We start from the raw sequence: 19,496 nt of genomic DNA, 5'->3' as shown, positions 1-19,496 counted from the left end.
TCTTGTCATGGGTATCGATGAGCAGAAAGTAGGTACACCGGTGATACCGAGCGGTCTGGATGCTCAGGAAATCGTCCGGCTTTCGCAACAGGCCTGCCGCGCACTTAGGGACGATGAAGATGGCCTCAAGCGAGATATTCTCGGTCATGCCGGTAATCGGTGGTCACTGGGCGTGGTGCACGCGCTGGGTGTAAAAAGCCCCCTGCGCCATGCAGAGTTACGCCGTCAGTTGAACGGCGTGACTCAACGCATGCTCACACATACCCTGCGCCAGCTGGAGCGCGATGGGCTGATATCCCGCCATGACTTCGGGGAGAAGCCGTTGCGTGTTGAATATGCGTTGACCGACCTTGGGATGGGATTGTTGGTCCAGATGATTCCTCTGTGGACATGGGTGATAGGGCAGTCAGAAAGGTTCACCGATGCGCGAAGACGTTATGACCAGTGCTAGCGCCCTCTCAGACGCTCTCATTCAACTTATGGGCGATGTCATCTGCAGGGGGGGCTAGTCCACGAGGTGGTAGGTTTTTACTCAGCGATCAGTGACTGCAATGAGGAAATGATGGCAGATGCGCCGGAACACGCCCTGCCGTTTCCTGGCAAAGGCAGGGCGTCCGATCAGACCTAGGCTTCCTCGAAACTCATCTCTGGAGGGAGGTGTTTGAAACCGCGAGTCAGCACGGTGAGATAGATCATGCCGAGACAAAGCCAACCTATGCCGAGGTAGATTGCCAAATGATCCAGGCTCGCCATCAGCCAGAGGTTAGACGCGAGCCCTACCACTGGAAACGCCAAGTACATCAGCGCCGCCCTGCCACCGCGCTTTTTCATCGGGAGCCAGTAATGGAAAATCACGGCTAGGTTTACGAGACTGAAGGCGAGGAAGGCGCCGAAGTTGATGAACGAGGTAGACGTCGTCACGTCCATGCGCAGAGCGAGCAGGGCGACTACGCCACACAAAATGATGCTGGGAACAGGTGTGCTGAAACGTTCACTGAGCCTGCCAAAAAACGAGCGCGGAAGCACGCCATCACGGCCCATCGCGTACAGCAATCGGGATGCACTGGCCTGAGCTGAAAGGCCGGAGGTGAACTGCCCTACGATCAGTCCTAGAAGGAAAATGCTAACGAAGACATCGCCTCCGATGTTCTTGGCAATTTCGTAAGCCGCCGCATCTGCGTTGGCGAAGTCGGCCGATGGGTGAGCGAGTTGAACGAAGTAGCTGCAAGCGATGAAGATGCCCCCGCCAATCAACGTGATCAACATGATCGCTGTGGGGATGTTCTTGCGTGGGTCTTTCGTTTCTTCGGTCAGTGTGCTGACGGCATCAAAGCCCAGGAAGGAGTAGCAGGCGATCGCCGCACCACTCATGATGAGTGGAAGTTGAGCGCCTTCTTTGAAGAAGGGCTCAAGTGTCCAAAGAGGCCTGGTCGGGTCACCCCATACATAGTGCACGGCCAGGACAACGAACGCCACGAGTACCAGTAGCTGAATTAGCATCAGCAAACCATTGACCGTTTTCGCCAAACGCAGGCCAATCACATTGATCGTTGTGGTGATGCCGATGAATGCTAATACCCAGAGAGCCTGGGGGACGTTCGGAAAGGCAGAGTGCAGGTAGGCTGCACCGATTAGCCATATCGCCATGGGAAGGAAGAGGTAATCGAGCAAGACTGCCCAACCTGTGATGAAGCCTAGCTGTGGACTTATAGATTTACGCACGTAGCTGTATGCCGAGCCAGCGACGGGAAATGCACGCGCCATGTTGCCGTAGCTGAACGCGGTGAACAGCATGGCGATGGAAGCGGCAAGGTAGGCCCCGGGGACGATCCCGTCGGTCGTATCAGCCAGAATCCCAAAAGTGCCAAGGACGATGATAGGGGTCATGTAGGCGATGCCGAATAGCACCACCGAGCCCAGCGAAAGTGTCCGCTTGAGTTTGGCCATTACTGCTTGCTCCAGTTTGTGATTGTTATTCAGAGTCGAACGTTGCGCCGTCCGTGGCAGCCATGCTTCTTCAAAGGTTTGGATAGCGGAGCACTCAGGCGGGGATGATCAGCTCGCGAAGTCCGGTGTCGTGCTCGACGTGCTTACCGGGCAACTGGATGCGACGTTGCGCGACGTAGGTGTAATGGCGGCGGGACAACTGCAATTCTGACAAGTCCAGGTTGACTGTCATACGGCATTCGCTGCGACCCGCTTCGCACAGCAGTTGGCCGTAGGGGTCGACTGCTGCACTGCCGCCAGCGAATAGCAGGCCGCCGTCGCCTTCTCCGACTCGGTTGACCATAACTGCGAAAGCCTGGTTTTCCATAGCGCGTGCAGTGATCGCGGCTTTGTGGGTCGCCCCATAAGGATCCATATTGCCGTTGGTGACGATGATCAGCTCTGCGCCCAATTGCCCCAGCGCTCGGGCTGTTTCTGGGAACTCGATGTCAAAGCAAATCAGCAAACCGACTCGGACGCCTTTGAACACGGCGGTGGCAAAGCGATCGCCTGGGGTGAATACGCCGCAGTCGGATGACCAAAGGTGAGTCTTCCGGTAGCTCAGCGCCACGCCTTCTGGGGTGATCAATACAGTGGTGTTGTAGAACTTACCGTCGTCTCCCGCTTCCGCCGTGCCTACTACGACACCCACGTTCCTTGCTTTAGCCGCTTGCTGAACTGCGACTAGGCTAGGTCCATCTAAGGGTTCAGCGATGCGTGTTATGTTCTCAGCAGATGGAAACCCCATTAGCTGGGTTTCAGGGAAAACGATAAGGTCGGTATCAGCTCCGCAGCTGTTAATCGCCTCGACTGTGCGCTGTAGGTTGTACGCAGTGTCGCCATCACTGCCCGCCAATTGGATAAGCTCGACCTTCATTTTGATCCTCGACTAGCAGCCTCAATTTCCATGCTCTGGCGGCATGAAGCATTAAAAACGATCCCGGTGCAGGGTCTGTCAGCGTAAGCTAGCCCGGATTATGGGGGGTCATCACTACGCCGGGTATTACGCCCGGGAGGTAACCCCACAGGGGTAGAGCATGAATTTAACACTGCACGAAATTGCCTGGCACCGATCTATGGGCCAAATGATCGAGTCCCTGGACAAGGACAATTTCTGGGCGGCGCTTGCAAGACTGCTTGGCGAGTACGTCGCATGCGATAGCTGGGTTGCGCTGGTGTTTACGGTTGGGCGTCCGGTGGTTTTTGCTGAGTCTCCTACGGAGGATGGAAATCCGGATCCTCTGTTTCAGGACTACCTGAATGGCCTGTATTTGCTGGATCCATTCTACGTAGCCAGCCGTGAATCAGCGGTCAATGGATTGTTCCGGCTATCTGACGTAGCCCCCGAATGTTTTGACCAGACCGACTACTACCAGCGCTATTTCAGACTCAATGTCGTCGCCGACGAGCTTCAGTTCAACGTGCAGTTGGATTCGCAGCGCACGCTCTGCCTTTCCCTCGGGAGCAAGCGCCGATTCACCCTTGAACAGGTGACGTTGCTCGAGTTGTTGCGACCGTGGGTTGCTGCGCTGATGCGCCAGAGGATGACTTTTGAACGGGAGCTGCTTGACGCCGCCACGGAGCCCGCGCCGCATTGGCAGAGCAGGATAGAATCCCGCGTAGGACAGATCAACACGCCCCTGACGGGGCGGGAGCTAGAGGTTGGCCAGCTGGTGCTCAGTGGGTACTCCAGCAAGGAAATTGCCGGCAAGCTTGAGATCTCCGTGGAAACTGTCAAGGTTCATCGCAAGCACATGTACAGCAAGCTCGGTATAAAGTCGCAATCAGAGCTCTTTTCGCTGTTCCTGCAAGCGCAAATGTGAGGGATGGGCCACTCGGTGATAAAGGCAGTGATCTACTAACCCCGGATACCTTTTTAGGCGAGAATGCTCGCTGTACAGCGGTTTCGTGCCGCCGGCGGTTGCGGAAGAAAAACTCAATTCTGTGTCCGGGAATTGTTGACCACTGCATGCGATCACAAGAATCCCTCATGAACGTTCAAATCAATATCCCCGCCGAGTTCGTCCAGTGCCTGGAAGGCCAGCGCGCTCATTTCGAGGCCAACCGCTTTCCCGACCACGCACAGCGCGTGGCTGACCTCAAATCACTGGTGCGCATGGTCGCGGATAACCGTGAGCAACTGGTCGAAGCAGTCAACCGTGACTACGGCTGCCGGTCGCGCTTTGAAACGCTGTTCGCCGAGATCGCCGTGACCCTTGACGGCCTACGATCGGCGATCAAACAACTGAATAAGTGGATGAAGCCGCAAAAGCGTCACATCGACCCGCTGCAGTTGCCATTGGCCAAGGCACGCCTCATTCCGCAACCGATCGGTGTGGTCGGTGTAGTGGTGCCGTGGAACTTCCCGATTGCCATGGCCATGCACCCATTGACCTGCATCTTCGCAGCCGGTAATTCGGCCATGGTCAAGATGTCAGAAAACTCAAACCACCTGGCCCAGTTACTGCGCCAGCTGACCCCGCGCTATTTCCCACAGGGCAAGTTGGCGTTTTTCGCGGACGGCGGTGGCCATGGTCCCGCCTTCACTGCGCTGCCGTTCGACCATATCTTCTTCACGGGTTCGTCGGCCACCGGCAGCGCCGTCATGGCCAATGCTGCACGCAACCTGACCCCGGTAACGCTAGAGCTGGGCGGCAAGTCGCCGGCGGTCGTTGCCCCGGACTTCGCCATTGAAACCGCCGCACAGCGTATTCTCTGGGCCAAGATGTTCAACGCCGGGCAGGTATGCACCAGCGTCGATTATCTATTCGTTCCAGAGGGCCAAGTTCAGGCCTTTATCACCGCGGCCAAGGCTTACGTAGCCCGGCATTACCCTGATATCAACCGCGGGGACTACACGGCGATCATCGATCAGCGCGCCTACGACCGCCTGCAGGCCTCGCTAGCCGACGCCCAAAGCAAAGGCGCGCGCATCGTGCCCTTGTTGGAAAACCAGAAGCCGGATGCCACTCGGCGCATCATGGCGCCGCATATTGTGCTCAACCCGAGCGAAGCCATGGACGTGATGCAGCGCGAAATCTTCGGGCCGATACTGCCGATCAAAACCTACAAAACCCGCGAGGAAGTGGTGGCCTACATTAATAGCCATCCACGGCCGCTAGCCTTTTACGCTTATACCCGCGATCGCGATCTGGCCGACTGGTACATCTACAACACCTTGTCCGGCGGCGTAACGATCAACGACAGCCTGCTGCATGTGGGTGTGCACAGCCTTCCGTTCGGTGGTATTGGGAACAGCGGAATGGGCCATTATCACGGCTACGAAGGCTTCCTGGCGTTCTCCAAACTGCGCCCGGTGCTGTACCAAGGCCCGATACGCGGTATCAACATGTTGTTGCCACCCTATGGAAAATTGGCCGATCGAGTGGTTAACCTGTTGATCGGGATGAAAAGCTAATGAGGATTTTGATGGAGGAGGGCGCTGTCCCAAGCCACACCTCGGGCCAGTACCCTGGCACGATCGGTCTTGAGGGAACGCCACCGAATGAAGCCATGATCAACCAGCATCCACATCCAGTGACATGCACGTGACGTCTCAAGTGGACAATCGCTCGAGAATCAAAGCAATTATTTCGGATGACCCCATTCGGCGGAGGGTGCTCGAAATAGTGCGGTCCTTGAACTTGCCCGACTGCTGGGTAGGCGCAGGTTTCGTCCGGAACGCGGTTTGGGATCATCTGCACGGTCGCAGTTCATCTAGGGTCTCAACAGACGTTGATGTCATCTGGTTTGATGCCACGCGTTGCACGCCTGAGCAAGATGAAGCCTTGGAGGCCGTTCTTAGCTACTTAGACCCGAAGGTGCCGTGGTCTGTGAAAAACCAAGCGAGAATGCATGTTAAGAACGGCGATGAGCCGTATCAGTCGGCGACCGATGCAATGCGTTACTGGCCAGAAACTGCCACAGCTGTAGCGATTAGAATGCGGGGGGACGGCACATATGAAATCACTGCCCCGTTGGGATTGGATGATCTTTTCGACATGGTAATCCGGCCAGCAGGAAGGTTCGCTACAGATAAAAATGGTATCTATCAAGATCGTGTCACGTCCAAAAACTGGTTGAAGGTTTGGCCCATGCTTACTGCCTTGGGGTGACCCGACTGCTTTTCGAAGATTGGAAGATATCGTTCACCGAGAAGGCGCCGAGCTGTTGAGGCAATGGTGTGCTCAAGCGCAACCCCAAAACTGAGCGACTTAATGAGTCTCAATAACCGCCGAAATTAGGCAGGTTATGCCGTGCCGAAGGGGAGGTGCCACCACGATGACAAGCTGTTTCGGGTGAACTGAGTGTCGTCCACGCTCAGAACGACGCGATCTGACCCGATGGGGTGGAGTTGATGATTGGTTGGATTGCCCAACTAATCATTGCAGCTTCAACTCTTTGTGTTTTCAAAGCGAGTCTGATCACAAGGTTGTTTAGTAGGTATCTTATGAGCTGCTTGGTTTATTTAATGGCGCATCGAGCGTTTTGAGAGATGCAGTGGTTGTACTTAAACCAGACCTCCCTGCAAGCCTGTTCCCCGACTTTATAGGATCTTGCATTATCACCCGTTCGGTTACCCCAAACTGATGCCACTGCTTATCAAACCCTTCAGCCAAGAGGAATGCATCATGCCCACCTGTCACATGATGGGGCAGCAGGTTACCGTAGCGTTCGTAAGGATGGCCAGGCACCGGCAGGCGGCCGGTGCCTGTGGCGCATCAGAAGTAGAAAACCACGCCGGCGGTATACACCGTGGGGTCTAGCACGATGTCGGCTTTCACCGGAATGCCGCCCAAGCTGGCAGGCGCATTGCCGGTTGCTTCGGCTTCCAGGTAGAAGCGTTTGACGTCGAGGAACACGCCCATGCTGTCGCTGTTTCGGTACTCGAAGCCCGCCTGGAATACGGCGCCGTTGACGTCATCGACATTCAGGTTGCTGACCGCTTTGTCCTTCGAATCCAGCACCAGCATGTACGACCAGCCCGCGCCTATATAGGGCTGAAGTTTGCCAAAGTTGGTGAAGCGGTACTGGGCTGTCAGCGCGGCCGGACCATAGGTGATGCTGCCCAGTTTGCCGAGCCCCTTCAGCGATCCTCCGGCTTTCAACTCGGTGGTCGGTGGGTAACCGATGGTCAGGCCCAGCGCCCAATTCTCGTTGAAGCTGTAGCCGATCTCGGCGGCAACGGTGACGTTGTCTTTTACGTCGGCGCTGGCGCCGGGTATCTCGCCGCCGAGCAGGGGTGCCTTGAGTGTGACGTCATTCTTGAAGTCCACGAATGCCGGACCTGTGCGCAGCCACCAGTGCCCTTCGTCAGCTTTAAGAGGGGAGGCGCCAAGCAGCAGCGTGGAGGCTGCCAGCACGGGCAGATGAACGGAACGGAGGGTCATGTTCATGATGTGATCGCTCTTGTTGTTGTTCTGTTGCACGCCTGCGACGCGCAAGGTCGAGGAGTGGTAGAGCGGATCCTAGGGAAATGACTGCGCCATGAATGGGTCCGAACGAACTAATTTGCCCAGGCGTCCAGCGAGGCGGTGAAGCTGCCCTCTGCGCCAGGCGCAGATTAGTTCTAACGAACGGCGCGGCATCAGGCATGACTGAATAGGCTTTGTCCCATCGCGCTAATGCGCTTGAAACCGCCTGCTGCGAAGCAGGTCGTCAGTTCGGGATGAGGAAACGAGACATGAGCCAAGCCTATATCGTCGCAGCAGTTCGGACCGCAGGGGGGCGTCGCAATGGGCGTCTGTCGGGGTGGCACCCCGCAGATCTGTCCGCCCAGGTACTCAATGAACTGGTCGCCCGCGTGGACGTCGATCCGGTCAGGATCGATGACGTGATCATGGGCTGCGTCAGCCAGATCGGCGAGCAGTCCAACAACATTGCTCGCAACGCCATCATGTCTTCGATATTGCCGGAGAGCGTGCCCGGCACCAGCTTGGATCGTCAGTGCGGATCGTCCCAGCAGGCCTTGCACTTTGCCGCTCAGGCAGTGATGTCCGGCACTCAGGATATCGTCATCGCCGCTGGTGTTGAGAGCATGACCCGCGTGCCGATGTTTCTGCCCAGCACGCTGCCCCATGAGCATGGCTATGGCCACTATGTCGGCCCGGCGATGCAGGCGCGTTACCCCGGTGTGCGCTTCAGTCAGTTCTCGGGCGCGGAGCAATTGGCGAAAAAGTATGGCTTCAGCCGTGAAGATCTCGATCGTTTTGCCCTGACCAGCCACCAACTGGCCGCCCGCGCGGTTGAAAGCGGCGTGTTCCGGCGTGAAATCCTCGACCTTCAGGTGCGTACCGCGGAGGCCGGCCCGCAAAACGAGCTGCATCGGGTAGATGAAGGCATTCGCAGCGATGCCACGCTGGAAAGCATCGGCAGCGTCAAGCTGCTGCAGGAAGGGGGTGTCATTTCTGCGGCCAACGCGAGTCAGGTGTGCGATGGCGCATCAGGGGTATTGGTGGTCAACGAGCGCGGCCTCAAGGCACTGGGCGTCGAGCCGCTGGCCCGGATCCACCACATGACCGTGCTCGGCCATGACCCGGTGATCATGCTCGAAGCACCTATCCCCGCCACGCAACGGGCGCTGGAAAAAGCCGGCATGCGCATCGACGACATCGACCTCTACGAGGTCAACGAGGCCTTCGCACCTGTACCGCTGGCCTGGCTGAAAGCGCTGGGCGCCGACCCGTCACGCCTGAATGTACATGGCGGCGCCATCGCCCTCGGCCACCCGCTGGGCGGCTCGGGTACCAAGCTGATGACCACCCTGATCAATGCTCTGCATGTCCGTGGCAAACGCTACGGACTGCAGACCATGTGCGAGGGCGGCGGCATGGCCAACGTCACTATCATCGAGCGTCTGTGAGGAGCCCTTCATGAAGACCCGGATTACTGAGTTGTTGGGGATCCAGTTCCCGATCGTCCAAGGTGGAATGCAGTGGGTGGGGCGTGCCGAAATGGCAGCGGCCGTATCCAATGCCGGCGGTCTGGGCATGCTCACCGGCCTGACACAACCGACCCCTGCGGATTTGCGTGCGGAAATCGAACGGACCCGGGGCCTGACCTCGAAACCGTTCGGGGTGAACCTGACCATCCTGCCTTCGGTGAACCCGCCGCCCTATGCCGAGTACGTTGAAGCCATTATCGACAGCGGGGTGAAGGTAGTGGAGACCGCAGGCAACAGTCCAAAGGAGTTCATCGCCAGATTCAAGCAGCATGGAGTAAAGATCCTGCACAAATGCACGTCTTTGCGCCATGCCCTATCGGCCGAGCGTAACGGTGTTGATGTGGTATCCATCGATGGTTTCGAGTGCGCCGGCCACCCCGGTGAAGATGATGTCGGCGGGCTGGTGCTGATTCCCCTGGCGGCGCGGGCCTTGAGCATTCCGGTCATCGCCTCCGGTGGTATTGCCGACGGACGTGGTCTGGCGGCAGCGCTGGCGCTGGGCGCGGAGGGTGTGAACATGGGCACCCGTTTTTGCGCAACGGTCGAGGCGCCGATTCACTCGGCGATCAAAGATGCCCTGGTGGGCGCCAGCGAGCGTGAAACCAATCTGATTTTCCGGACCTTGCACAACACCGGGCGGGTACTGAAAACGCCCGTATCGAGCGAAGTAGTTGGGATCGAGCAGCGCGAAGGCGGCTGTGAGTTCCAGGATATCCAGCACCTGGTATCCGGGCAGAAAGGCCGCCTGGCGCTAGAGACTGGTGATTTGAACGCCGGGCTGGTCTGGGCCGGTCAAGTTGTGGGCCTGATCCACGACATCCCGACCTGCGAGCAGTTACTGCGGCGGATGGTTGATGAATGCCGGCAGCGCCTTAGTGTGGCCAACAGTTACTGCGCGAGCTGAGGAGGACCTATGTATCAAGGTAAAACCCTCTTCCTGCAGTCGTTGGGTGATGGCCTGGTTGAGCTGTGTTTCGAGCGCAGCGGTGAGCCCGTGAACAAGCTAGACAAGGCCACGGTCCGAGAGCTTCGCGAGGCCGTTGAGTCGATCGCCGAAGACCCGGCGTTGCGCGGACTGCTGGTCAGTAGTGCCAAGAATGTGTTCATCGTAGGTGCGGATATTACCGAGTTCGCCGACTTGTTTTCGCTTGGCGCCGAGGACATTTGCGCTGACGTTACGAAGTCCAATACGACGTTCCTGGCGTTGGAAAATCTGCCTGTGCCGACGGTTTCGGTTATTAACGGTTACGCCTTGGGTGGCGGGCTGGAGCTGGCGTTGAGCACGGACTTTCGTGTTCAGTCGAGCACGGCAGAAATCGGCTTGCCGGAGGTCAAGCTGGGACTGATTCCCGGCTTTGGTGGCACTGTCCGTTTACCTCGGGTCGGTGGTATCGATACTGCGGTGCGCTGGATCGTTGGCGGTCGCCCGGTTCGTGCGCATGATGCTATGGCGGCGGGAGTGGTTGACGCTGCCGCCGAGCCAGCGCATCTGCGCAATGCGGCGCTGGAGCTTTTGCAACGGGCCGTCAGCGGCGACTTGGATTGGAGAGCGGCGCGGCAGCGTAAACAGCAGCCGGTGCCGATCTATCCCCCACGGGTTGCGGCGCTGTTTCAGCAGGAACGGGCGCGCCTTGAGCGCCCCGGTGGCGAGCATCTGCCCGCCGCTCGTACGGCGCTAGATCTGCTGCAAGAGGCCCTGCACCTTGATGGGCAACAGGCGCTGGCGCTGGAATCCAGGACCTTCGCGCGGATTGCTCTGACTCAGGCGGCATCTAGCCTTATTCAGGCGTTTCTGAATGATCAGGCGTTGAAGAAGTCCTTCCGGCAGTATCGATCCGAGGCCCGTCCTGTCTCTCGCAGCGCTGTATTGGGCGCGGGCATCATGGGCGGTGGGATTGCCTACAGCAATGCGCTCAAAAGCATCGATGTGAAGATCAAGGATGTGCTATTGCCGGCCCTTCAGGCGGGGATGGCGGAAGTACGTCGCCTGCTCGACAAGCGTGTTGCATCCGGCCGCATGGACGAAGTCGCGGCAAGCGCAGTGATGGGCCGGATCACACCGCTGCTCGACTATTACGGGTTCGAAGACGTGCATCTGGCCATCGAGGCGGTCACCGAGAACCTGGGTGTGAAACGGACCGTGTTGGCGACACTGGAGACGGTCGTCAGCGCAGACACGGTTATCGCGACCAATACTTCGTCGTTGCGCCTGCATGACATGGCCGATGTTCTTCGGCGTCCGCAGCGGCTGGTCGGCCTGCACTTTTTCAATCCCGTACCGCAGATGCCACTGGTGGAAGTGGTGCGTGGCGAGAAGACCGACCAGGCCAGCCTTTCGACCGCGGTGCAGTACGTACTGGCCTTGGGCAAAACGCCGATCGTGGTCAGTGACTGCCCAGGGTTCCTCGTCAATCGCGTGCTGACGCCGTACATCCTGGCGTTTCTGGAACTGCTGGGTGAGGGCGTCGATTTCGTCCGCATCGATCAGGTCATGGAGGCTTTCGGATGGCCTATGGGGCCGGCCTACCTCAACGATGTCGTGGGTATCGATACCGCGGCGCATGTCTTCCGCACCATCGGCTCGGCGTATCCGCAGCGGATGTCGGCGGCGGCGAGCAGCCACCTGGATGCCCTCGTCAGGCTCGGCCGCCTCGGACAAAAAAGCGGCTCGGGCTTTTACCACTATCACCGTAATGCCAGCGGGCGCCTGGACAAGACCCCGGTCACCGATATGCGCGAGGCTCTCGGTATCCAAGTTGCGCCTGTGCAACCTCGTTCAACGCCTGCGCCATCCCCTCGTCAATGATGGAGGCGCGACGAGCATTTCGCCGCCGATTTAGGCCTTTAGCCCAGCGCTTTTCCCCTGATCTAAAAAAAGGCTAAGTGGTGAGTGCGGCACCGCGTGATCGCTGATTTCAGGGCATTCGGAAAGTGGCCCTCCCGGATTTAGCTCAGCAAGCCAATCAGGTAGGATTGCTCGCATCTGCTGCTGTCTGGCAATAGGCCAGTGCGCATCAATCCATGGAGGGAATCGATGTCTGACCAAACCCGTCATCTGTCGTTGTTTGAGGAGGACTATCTTCTCCGAGAGTTGGGCCCCGTCGCGCACGTGCCGCAGGTGGCTCTCACTGAGCTGGTGGCCAATGCTTGGGATGCCGGCGCGAGCAGGGTCGACTTGGTTTTACCCACTGAGCAAGGCGGGACGCTGACCGTGGTTGATGACGGTCATGGAATGACAGCTCAGCAGTTCAGCAAGCGTTGGATGACGCTTCGCTACAACCGACTCAAGCATCAGAGCTTCAAGGTCGAATTTCCCAAGGGCAAGAACGGCAAATCCAGGAAGGCCTATGGTCGCAACGGGGTTGGTCGGCATGGCCTACTTTGCTTCGGCGACCAGTACCAGGTAGAAACCTGGCGCGATGGCAAGCTCAGCACTTTCATCGTGGGTACCGAATCCGGGCCCAGTCCTTTTGTGGTGCGCTCCGAGGAGTTTGGTGAGCGAGAAGGTTCGGGCACACGGTTGTCCGTGTCGGTTACCCGCAAGATGCCGGATGTGGATGAAATCATCACGGTGCTGGCCGCAAGGTTCATTCATGACCCGAGCTTCCAAATTCGAGTCAATGGCACACCGCTGACCCTCGCCAAGCTTGAGCAGCATGCTCGCTCGCACACTTTGAAGCTGAGTGATGGGCGCACAGCAAAAGTCATCGTCATCGACTCCACGCAGCAGAACCATTCCTCCATCCACCAAGGTGTGGCGTTTTGGGTTGAGCACCGACTCGTTGGCAATCCCTCGTGGGTTATCGGCCAAGTAGCGAACTTCGATGGCCGCACAAGGTTCGCCAAACGCTACAAGGTCATCGTAGACACCCAGGGCTTTGAGAGGCATGTGATTGAGGACTGGACAGGATTTCAGCCAACGCCCGCTGTCGAGGAGCTGTACAAGGCTGCTGCAGAGTGCATTGGCCAGGTGGCGGATGAGTTGGCAGCTGAGGTTGTGGAAGCCACTTCAGAAGATGCGTTGGTACAGAATCGGTCAGAGCTCAAATCGCTGGGGCACGGGGCCCAGCTCGAAGTCACTGCCTTCACGAAAGCAGTTGCCCAGGCTCACCCTATGGTGTCCCCGGAGTTTCTCGCCACGGCGGTGAAAGCCGTGATCAACCTTGAGAAATCCAAGAGCGGGGCATCGCTGCTTCACAAGCTGGCCAACCTTCCTGCGACGGACATTGAAGGCTTGGACTCGCTCTTGGCTGATTGGTCAGTCAAGGACGCCTTGCGTGTGCTGGATGAGATTGATGGCCGGCTCAGCGTCATCGAGGCGATCACCAGGCTGGCGGAGGATCCTGAGACGGATGAACTCCACACGCTGCATCCGTTGATACTACGGTCTCGTTGGTTGTTCGGGCCAGAGTTCGAGTCAGTGGAGTACTGCTCGAACATGACCCTGAAAAGTGTGGCGAAGCAGCTCTGGGGGGATGGGGAAGCTTCGTTCATCAACGATCGGAAACGGCCTGACATCGTGGTGTTGCCAGACCGGGCTACTGCCCAACTGGTGGGTATTGAACAGTTCGATCCTCAGGATGCGTCAGTCGCCCAGATGCAAAACATCCTGCTGATCGAGCTCAAGAAAGGCGGCTTCAAACTCAACCGCAAGGAGGTCAACCAGGCCGACGGGTATGTCCAGGACATCGCCGCATCGGGCTACGTCAATGGCGCTCCGTTCATCACGGCTTGGGTAGTTGGTCAGTCGATCGCCGCCGGGGTGAGTACGTCCAAAACAGTGGGCGATGAGTCTCGTAACTATGGACAGGTGAGGGCTACCACCTACGGCACTCTGGTGAGCACCGCCAACCTTCGTCTGATGCGCTTACGGAAAACCCTGGAGGACAGGTACGACAATCTCACGACAGACACGCTTCTGGCCAAGGTACTGTCTACCCAGGAGCAAGGCAGTCTCGACCTGGTCACACCCAATCCTGCAGAGCCGGCGGAAGCGGAAATCAAGGAAGTCGTCTGATCAGCAGCTACTGGGCGGAGCTTGTAAGCTCGTATTCACCTACAAGGTTCAGACTGAAGAGAACATTTCGGCGAATTTATAGGCTAACAATTAGCGGGATACTGGAAGTTAATAAAAAGGGAGCTGTGGATGAGCGGAATAATTTATATGATTGATAGAAATATCATCGGAAAAATCAAGGATAATTTTAAGGGTCTGAAGCCTGAGCAAATCTCAAGGATTAAATCCTTGGATCGCAAAGGGGTAACTATAAGCTTGATCTTTGCTATGCTTGAGGGAAATAAAGGGTTGCCTCAGACAACGGCAGAGGCTTTTGATGGTATAAATAAAGAGCTCGATTATTTTCCAGACTTCTTCAAGCATGCAAAGGTTGATAAGGAATTCTTTAGAAACGAAACGCTTCTTAGCGCAATCGCTGCTTCAGATCAGCAGCCTCGTGACTTTAAAAGGTACGCACCATTAGTTCAGTATATGCAGGAAAACCTTTTTCAAAAACTAAAAAAAGACAAAAGGCGTCCTATATTGGAGAAAATTGGAGAAATTGCGGATCGATCGCAAGTCGAAAGAGGTAATTTAATAACTATTTGCGGAATTGCAAGTCTTTATGGTAATCGTAATGCATTCGACGTTTTGAAGCCCAAGACTCCTTCAAGCGATAAAGTGGTAACTGAGAAAAGAGTGTACAATGCTATCGCGGACTTAATGACAATCCCGAGAGTAGCCAGGCTGATGCAAGGGGTTTACGGCATAAATTCTCGCAGCAGAATATTTTTTAAGACTCTAGATGCAGGGCTTGAAGGATTTTCTAAAGAGATAGTAGCTCTCTCAAGTGGGGGTGAAAAATTTCCTGGTTATACGATTCAAGAAACCACAATTGGCATCAACAAAACATTGTTCCCAGATCTAAACTCTGCGGAATTTGAGGAGCTAAAGCTTTGGATAAAAAAAGGCCCAGAGCCCCTCGTTGTGCTGTAAATAGATATGTCTGAATTTTACTGTGAGTATTCCCAGCGCTTGAATCTTGAAGAGAATTTTTAAGTATCCAGCGCTCGGATAGTCCTATCACAAGCGCTGGCTTTGAGTAGATGCTTCAGACCGAAGCTCTCCTGTCTCGCCCGTCTGCATTGCGTCGCTGTTATCCGGTGATTGCCGCAATTGCAATGGAGCAGCTTTTACATAATTTGGATATAAGAATTTCAGCCACCCATTTCTTTTGCTTATGCGTACCACTCAGCAATATGTAATGAGCGCCTCTTTTGTCGACACGAAAATCCGTATTTTCCCAGTGGGCGATCTTGTTAAGGGCTCCGCGGAGACTGAGCTCTGTTGATCTAGAACGGTCGATTTTATTCTGCTCCATTATGGCAAGCTGATCGTCTATGGAATTGCAAACAACCAAATGTCCGATTGCCGTTCGCATCGGTTCAGACGTCAAGTTCCCTAGATCCTGTTCTCCACGAAGTATCTCAAACAACTTAACCATGGTTTCCCAGGCAGCAATTGATTCTTTGTTTTGTTTTTCAATGTTTCCTTCTGCTAAGGCAAGTCTAAACCTCTTGGAGTGTCGTCTTAATTTGGATGGCAAGCCTCTGGCTCGATTTCGTCTTGGGATATGTCTGAAATGCGAAGTTGCCATGTTTTTAATCGTCACCAAATCTGCCAGTATAGCACGTGACTGATGGTAAAGTACTGCTTTTTAGCAGGCGCTCAGTGGGTAAGTAATCACAGAATTAATTTATTTAGAGATAAGGAGGCCATTTTGTATAATGCGGCGATCAGTAAAGAGATAATCATTAGGGGTTGGTCTTGCCTCAATTTTTCCACCGATAAAAGTTGTTTATGGCCGTGTGGCAATGGCATGTACTAACTGTGCGCATTCAGAACTGCCCCTTCCTCAGCTTCTCAGACACCGGGTGATCTGCTGCAATCTGCCGGGCCGCGTGCAGAGGGGAGGGGAGCCGTAGGAATCCATCCCACAGCGGCGCATTCTTGCACCAATACCCAGCCTGCAGTGCCACCTGGTCTCTGGTTCCGAAATTCCCTTCTTGGATCATTACGAACTCCGTCACTCCGAGCTGCTCTGGTCGAGAATGACCGTTCCAACGCCACTACCGATGGGTGATCCTACAGGAGGGCGTGTGTGGATAGGGCGGATTGCCCCTGCCAGCGAGATCTCATTCCCACCAAGAGCGGGCTGGACGCCTTCCCCCATGTGCTGGATGAACTCAGCGGCAGGGCTGGAGTAGACCGTTTGAAACTGACCCTCATCCGTTCGCAACGTCCGGATCTGGAACTTTGAAATTCCGCGATCGGTTTTGACCCAGACCGAATGTGTGGTGTGGCGCCACTCGGGCAGGACATGGCTCAGGTGAACCGTGACATAGGCATATTGACTGGGCACTTTATGCAGCAGCAACAAGCCGGGAGAAATGGAGTGCACAGCCACTGCCCGGCGTTCACCACGGTTGTACAGCAGCGGGCTGTCCCACGCGAGCAACGAGCCGTCACTACAAACAGACAGGTTGAGCGGGACAGAAGAGTCCACGGGTTTGCCCGATAGCTGCTGCGCGAGCATCCAGGGGACGACCTTGTAAGCCACCGTTTTCCGTTTTGGTTCCGAAAGGCCAGGACGCAAAAAAGCGACCCCAAGCCGCTTAGCATTTTGTTCTGAAATCGACAGTGGCCGCCAGCAGCTCAGGTTTCACATGAGCTGTCGAAGGCAACTCATTGGGAAGGGGTTGTTTCCGGTGAGGCGACAGAACTCCGTTTTGGTTTCAACGTTCACAGTCGACATGATAGGAAAGATCGGAAACGGGCTCAGTGTGACCTTTGCGAATCGTGGACACTCCCCGCAAGCCCCCAAATTCAAGACCTCCAGCATTCCAATTTGCACTCAGGACACTTTTTGACGGGAAGTGTCCAGATTATTTGCAAATTTTTCCCAGAAAGTGTCCGATTTAACTGAGCGCTTGTGCTGAAAGTGTCCGCATTAACTGCGCAAACTGCGGAAAATGTCCGCATTAGCTTACGCTTTTTCAGCCGCGATGGCCAAGAAGATAGAGTCCAAGGAAAAATTTGCACAAAAAACATTTGTGATTTCGATGCGAACTTCACGAAATTGCGAAACGCATATATCGATGCCGCAGATATGATTTTTGTCAATATATATAATACTACTCCATTTCTCGTCTCGCTTGGCAAATTTTTCATGAGGCCAGCTCAACCCCTCAAGGCCTGACACCATCGGGCCTCCAATATTTTTTAGGCGTTGAAAACAGTAAAATAAAATAGCCTAAATTGTCAGTCAATATATGGCTAAATCAACTTTCACGCTTTTCGGAGTGGGGCTTGACCTTGCCGATCTAGGAAGTAAAACTAGCTCGGCTTTCACAGCGCCGCTCTTTAAAAACCAGCAAGTGATAACCACTACCCACAAACAACGGGCAGGTGCCATTTACCAATGGCAACTCGTCAAATGGTAGACGGAATGACAAATCGCAATAAAACATCTGAAAAAAATATTGAGCCAACGATAGCGCCCTCACGGATTGCAGAATCCAAATCGAGCTCAAAGCTAAATCTGGATAGTTCGGATAAGACCATTGCTCGCTTCGATCTTGCCAGCGACCGGATTCCGACGATTCAGCTTTATCTTTCCGGTCAAATCAGCGCTGTTGATGCGGCGAGGGCGATCGGTATGAAGCCATCAGGCTTCCATAAAATTATCCGGCGAGTGAGGGCACGTGGCGGTGATCTGAGTGCCGTTACGTCCAGCATGCCCGGACGTCGTCCGACGCCGTCCGAGCTTGGGGGAGAACTTGAGGGGTTGATTGTTGACTCCATCAAGGCCTACGCAGGGAAGGCAGCAACCATCGAACGGGTTTGGGTGACCGCCCAAATGCTTGCTGACGAGCGTGGTCTCAAACGGCCTAGCTATCATGCTGTACGACGGCGGCTTTTGAAGAAGGGCAAGAGGTTCCTGGCTAACATGAAGCTAGGGAAGGTTGATGCTGCTGACGTCTTCGAGGCTCGCCCCGGGTACAAGGTTACGTCCCGCCCGCTTGAATGGGTTCAGATCGACCATACCCGTGTCGACATGATCGTCGTGGATGAGCAGGATCGGACGGTGATTGATCGCCCTTGGGTTAGCTTTGCTATCTGTATACATACGAGGGCTATTGTTGGGTTTTACCTGAGCTTACTTCCGCCCAATTCTGTAACGGTAGCGATGTTGATCGAGAACTGCGTCCTTCCCAAAACGGCCATGCTCGCCAGTCTTGGGCTGGATGCAAGCGTCTGGCCTATGCACGGCGTGCCCGAGGTCATACACGCGGATAATGCGGCTGAGTTTCGCTCAGAGGTGCTGAAGGCCAGGCTAAAACGTTTCGGTGTGAGAGTTGAACACCGTGACGTCGGTAAAAAACATCAGGGAGGGCACATCGAGCGCTTGATAGGTACGATGATGCGATCTCATATCCATTTCTTGAGGGGGACAACCTATTCAAATACACAGCAGCGAGGTGATGAGGACAGCGTGGCTAGGGCATCCATCTCTATTACTGCACTTAGGAAGTTCTTCGTCTGCGCCATTCATGCGTATAACAATCGCAAGCATCCGGCCATAAAGATGTTTCCCTCCCAAAAATGGGATGAGCATTTTGGGAAGCATTCACAGCCTCGTCAGATCGACGAGTCTTTGCATGAAGGATTTCGGTACGCACTTTACCCAGAAAGGCCGAAGCTCATCCGCGCAGGTGGGATCGAAATGCACGGGCGATTCTACTATGCACCGTGCCTGCAGAACAAAGTGCGAGAAGAGCTGGTAGTTAAGTACGACCCAAATGATCTTTCGAAGATATTCGTAGATCTTGAAGGAGATGGTACCTACGTAAGTGTACCAGAGTACAGAAATCAGATGCGGCGTAGCCACGACTATGCCCTGTACAGGGTTGAGCGGCAGGAGAAGGGTGAGCGGGATGGCACCTACTCTGCTGATGCTACCGCTTCTCTTGCTTTGGGCAATGCAATCGTCCAAGAAGAGTACCGGCGGACTGCTCAAAGTAAGCGCCAAGCTGCCAAAGCGGCGGGCAAACGCGATCAGCGGAATTATACCGAGTCGCTTAATTCCAGGTCTCAAGTCAACACGCAAGCCGAACCTGAGCTTACGGATCAAACGGAACACTTGGATACCTTCCTTGACAATGCTGCAACTGCCAAGCCCGCCAGCATCGCATCCCCCAGAAAGCCCGAAAACGCCACAACTCCTAAACCCGAGGTTTCAAAAGTTCGGAAAGGGCGTGCGGCACTTCGAGCTGTCGGGGGAGAACGAAAGGCCGCGGAGCGTTCCTGGCAGGGCTTTTCGAGGAGCGGCACGGCAGAACAGATCGACTTTGATGCGCCACCGACTCTCTACTGAAGCTGGCCTGACCTTATGAGCGACTGGGACTCGCCTCAGACTTAGATCCAGCCAAGACTCACCCCAAACCCAGCCCCTGAATTCAATATCAGGCTCCAAATCACCGATCCAATAAACAAGAGTGAGGTAGAGGA

16 protein-coding genes are annotated in these 19,496 nt (G+C 55.5%); 10 read left to right on the top strand and 6 right to left on the bottom strand.

Annotated features, from left to right (window positions below):
- Positions 1-7: 7 nt before the first annotated feature.
- A complete protein-coding gene (locus tag APH25_RS02930; protein ID WP_082428199.1) occupies positions 8-451 on the top strand; it encodes a helix-turn-helix domain-containing protein in 444 nt (147 codons plus the stop codon).
- 173 nt (positions 452-624) lie between these two features.
- Here APH25_RS02930 and APH25_RS02925 read toward each other — a convergent pair whose 3' ends face one another.
- Together APH25_RS02925 and APH25_RS02920 are read right to left on the bottom strand one after the other, a co-directional pair.
- A complete protein-coding gene (locus tag APH25_RS02925; RefSeq protein ID WP_060481004.1) occupies positions 625-1,947 on the bottom strand; it encodes an APC family permease in 1,323 nt (440 codons plus the stop codon).
- A 94-nt stretch (positions 1,948-2,041) separates the two neighbouring features.
- The gene (locus tag APH25_RS02920; RefSeq protein ID WP_028633973.1) at positions 2,042-2,863 is read right to left on the bottom strand and encodes a carbon-nitrogen hydrolase family protein; all 822 of its coding nucleotides are present in this window, start codon (positions 2,861-2,863) and stop codon (positions 2,042-2,044) included.
- 160 nt (positions 2,864-3,023) lie between these two features.
- Here APH25_RS02920 and APH25_RS02915 point away from each other — a divergent pair, with 160 nt between their 5' ends.
- From APH25_RS02915 to APH25_RS02905, 3 genes are all read left to right on the top strand, one after another.
- Positions 3,024-3,809 carry a helix-turn-helix transcriptional regulator gene (locus tag APH25_RS02915; protein WP_060481003.1) on the top strand — a complete coding sequence of 262 codons (786 nt, stop codon included), beginning with the start codon at positions 3,024-3,026 and terminating at the stop codon, positions 3,807-3,809.
- Between the two features lie 167 nt (positions 3,810-3,976).
- Complete coding sequence (locus APH25_RS02910; RefSeq protein ID WP_060481002.1) at positions 3,977-5,404, top strand: coniferyl aldehyde dehydrogenase; 1,428 nt, start codon at positions 3,977-3,979, stop codon at positions 5,402-5,404.
- Between the two features lie 124 nt (positions 5,405-5,528).
- Complete coding sequence (locus tag APH25_RS02905) at positions 5,529-6,101, top strand: nucleotidyltransferase family protein (RefSeq protein WP_060481001.1); 573 nt, start codon at positions 5,529-5,531, stop codon at positions 6,099-6,101.
- Positions 6,102-6,707: 606 nt separating this feature from the next.
- Here the strand turns inward: APH25_RS02905 and APH25_RS02900 are convergent.
- Positions 6,708-7,382: an OmpW family protein gene (locus APH25_RS02900; protein ID WP_156333131.1), complete on the bottom strand. Its 675-nt coding sequence runs from the start codon at positions 7,380-7,382 to the stop codon at positions 6,708-6,710.
- 287 nt (positions 7,383-7,669) lie between these two features.
- On the opposite strand from APH25_RS02900, the gene APH25_RS02895 reads away from it, so the two are divergent.
- From APH25_RS02895 to APH25_RS02875, 5 genes are all read left to right on the top strand, one after another.
- Positions 7,670-8,848 (top strand): acetyl-CoA C-acetyltransferase, encoded by a 1,179-nt coding sequence (locus tag APH25_RS02895; protein ID WP_060480999.1) that lies wholly within the window; start codon positions 7,670-7,672, stop codon positions 8,846-8,848.
- A gap of 10 nt (positions 8,849-8,858) precedes the next feature.
- Positions 8,859-9,833, top strand: coding sequence for a nitronate monooxygenase family protein (locus tag APH25_RS02890; RefSeq protein ID WP_060480998.1), 975 nt, complete (start codon positions 8,859-8,861; stop codon positions 9,831-9,833).
- A 9-nt stretch (positions 9,834-9,842) separates the two neighbouring features.
- Complete coding sequence (locus APH25_RS02885) at positions 9,843-11,735, top strand: 3-hydroxyacyl-CoA dehydrogenase NAD-binding domain-containing protein (RefSeq protein ID WP_082428198.1); 1,893 nt, start codon at positions 9,843-9,845, stop codon at positions 11,733-11,735.
- 228 nt (positions 11,736-11,963) lie between these two features.
- Positions 11,964-13,946: an ATP-binding protein gene (locus tag APH25_RS02880; protein ID WP_060480997.1), complete on the top strand. Its 1,983-nt coding sequence runs from the start codon at positions 11,964-11,966 to the stop codon at positions 13,944-13,946.
- 129 nt (positions 13,947-14,075) lie between these two features.
- Positions 14,076-14,921: a hypothetical protein gene (locus APH25_RS02875; protein WP_060480996.1), complete on the top strand. Its 846-nt coding sequence runs from the start codon at positions 14,076-14,078 to the stop codon at positions 14,919-14,921.
- Between the two features lie 160 nt (positions 14,922-15,081).
- On the opposite strand, the gene APH25_RS02870 is transcribed toward APH25_RS02875, so the two are convergent.
- The 3 genes from APH25_RS02870 to APH25_RS02865 form a co-directional block, all read right to left on the bottom strand.
- Positions 15,082-15,582: a hypothetical protein gene (locus APH25_RS02870; protein WP_156333130.1), complete on the bottom strand. Its 501-nt coding sequence runs from the start codon at positions 15,580-15,582 to the stop codon at positions 15,082-15,084.
- A 241-nt stretch (positions 15,583-15,823) separates the two neighbouring features.
- Positions 15,824-16,000, bottom strand: a complete 177-nt coding sequence (locus APH25_RS26175) for a hypothetical protein (RefSeq protein WP_371262493.1) — start codon at positions 15,998-16,000, stop codon at positions 15,824-15,826.
- A gap of 11 nt (positions 16,001-16,011) precedes the next feature.
- A complete protein-coding gene (locus APH25_RS02865; RefSeq protein WP_156333129.1) occupies positions 16,012-16,545 on the bottom strand; it encodes a hypothetical protein in 534 nt (177 codons plus the stop codon).
- Positions 16,546-17,406: 861 nt separating this feature from the next.
- Between APH25_RS02865 and APH25_RS02855 the strand changes: the two genes are divergently transcribed.
- On the top strand, positions 17,407-19,362 hold the full coding sequence (locus APH25_RS02855) for a Mu transposase C-terminal domain-containing protein (protein ID WP_082428197.1): 1,956 nt from the start codon (positions 17,407-17,409) through the stop codon (positions 19,360-19,362).
- Positions 19,363-19,496: the final 134 nt, after the last annotated feature.

This window comes from Pseudomonas sp. NBRC 111119 (assembly GCF_001320125.1).
GTDB lineage: Bacteria > Pseudomonadota > Gammaproteobacteria > Pseudomonadales > Pseudomonadaceae > Aquipseudomonas > Aquipseudomonas parafulva.
Note: the sequence above shows the minus strand (reverse complement) of the source record. Positions and strands in the feature narration are given on the sequence as shown.

Bases quoted from the DNA above. Each gene is read 5' to 3' on its own strand.
- APH25_RS02930 (WP_082428199.1), top strand. From the start codon at position 8: ATGGGTATCGATGAGCAGAAAGTAGGTACACCGGTGATACCGAGCGGT.
- APH25_RS02925 (WP_060481004.1), bottom strand. From the start codon at position 1,947: ATGGCCAAACTCAAGCGGACACTTTCGCTGGGCTCGGTGGTGCTATTC.
- APH25_RS02920 (WP_028633973.1), bottom strand. From the start codon at position 2,863: ATGAAGGTCGAGCTTATCCAATTGGCGGGCAGTGATGGCGACACTGCG.
- APH25_RS02915 (WP_060481003.1), top strand. From the start codon at position 3,024: ATGAATTTAACACTGCACGAAATTGCCTGGCACCGATCTATGGGCCAA.
- APH25_RS02910 (WP_060481002.1), top strand. From the start codon at position 3,977: ATGAACGTTCAAATCAATATCCCCGCCGAGTTCGTCCAGTGCCTGGAA.
- APH25_RS02905 (WP_060481001.1), top strand. From the start codon at position 5,529: ATGCACGTGACGTCTCAAGTGGACAATCGCTCGAGAATCAAAGCAATT.
- APH25_RS02900 (WP_156333131.1), bottom strand. From the start codon at position 7,382: ATGAACATGACCCTCCGTTCCGTTCATCTGCCCGTGCTGGCAGCCTCC.
- APH25_RS02895 (WP_060480999.1), top strand. From the start codon at position 7,670: ATGAGCCAAGCCTATATCGTCGCAGCAGTTCGGACCGCAGGGGGGCGT.
- APH25_RS02890 (WP_060480998.1), top strand. From the start codon at position 8,859: ATGAAGACCCGGATTACTGAGTTGTTGGGGATCCAGTTCCCGATCGTC.
- APH25_RS02885 (WP_082428198.1), top strand. From the start codon at position 9,843: ATGTATCAAGGTAAAACCCTCTTCCTGCAGTCGTTGGGTGATGGCCTG.
- APH25_RS02880 (WP_060480997.1), top strand. From the start codon at position 11,964: ATGTCTGACCAAACCCGTCATCTGTCGTTGTTTGAGGAGGACTATCTT.
- APH25_RS02875 (WP_060480996.1), top strand. From the start codon at position 14,076: ATGAGCGGAATAATTTATATGATTGATAGAAATATCATCGGAAAAATC.
- APH25_RS02870 (WP_156333130.1), bottom strand. From the start codon at position 15,582: ATGGCAACTTCGCATTTCAGACATATCCCAAGACGAAATCGAGCCAGA.
- APH25_RS26175 (WP_371262493.1), bottom strand. From the start codon at position 16,000: ATGATCCAAGAAGGGAATTTCGGAACCAGAGACCAGGTGGCACTGCAG.
- APH25_RS02855 (WP_082428197.1), top strand. From the start codon at position 17,407: ATGGCAACTCGTCAAATGGTAGACGGAATGACAAATCGCAATAAAACA.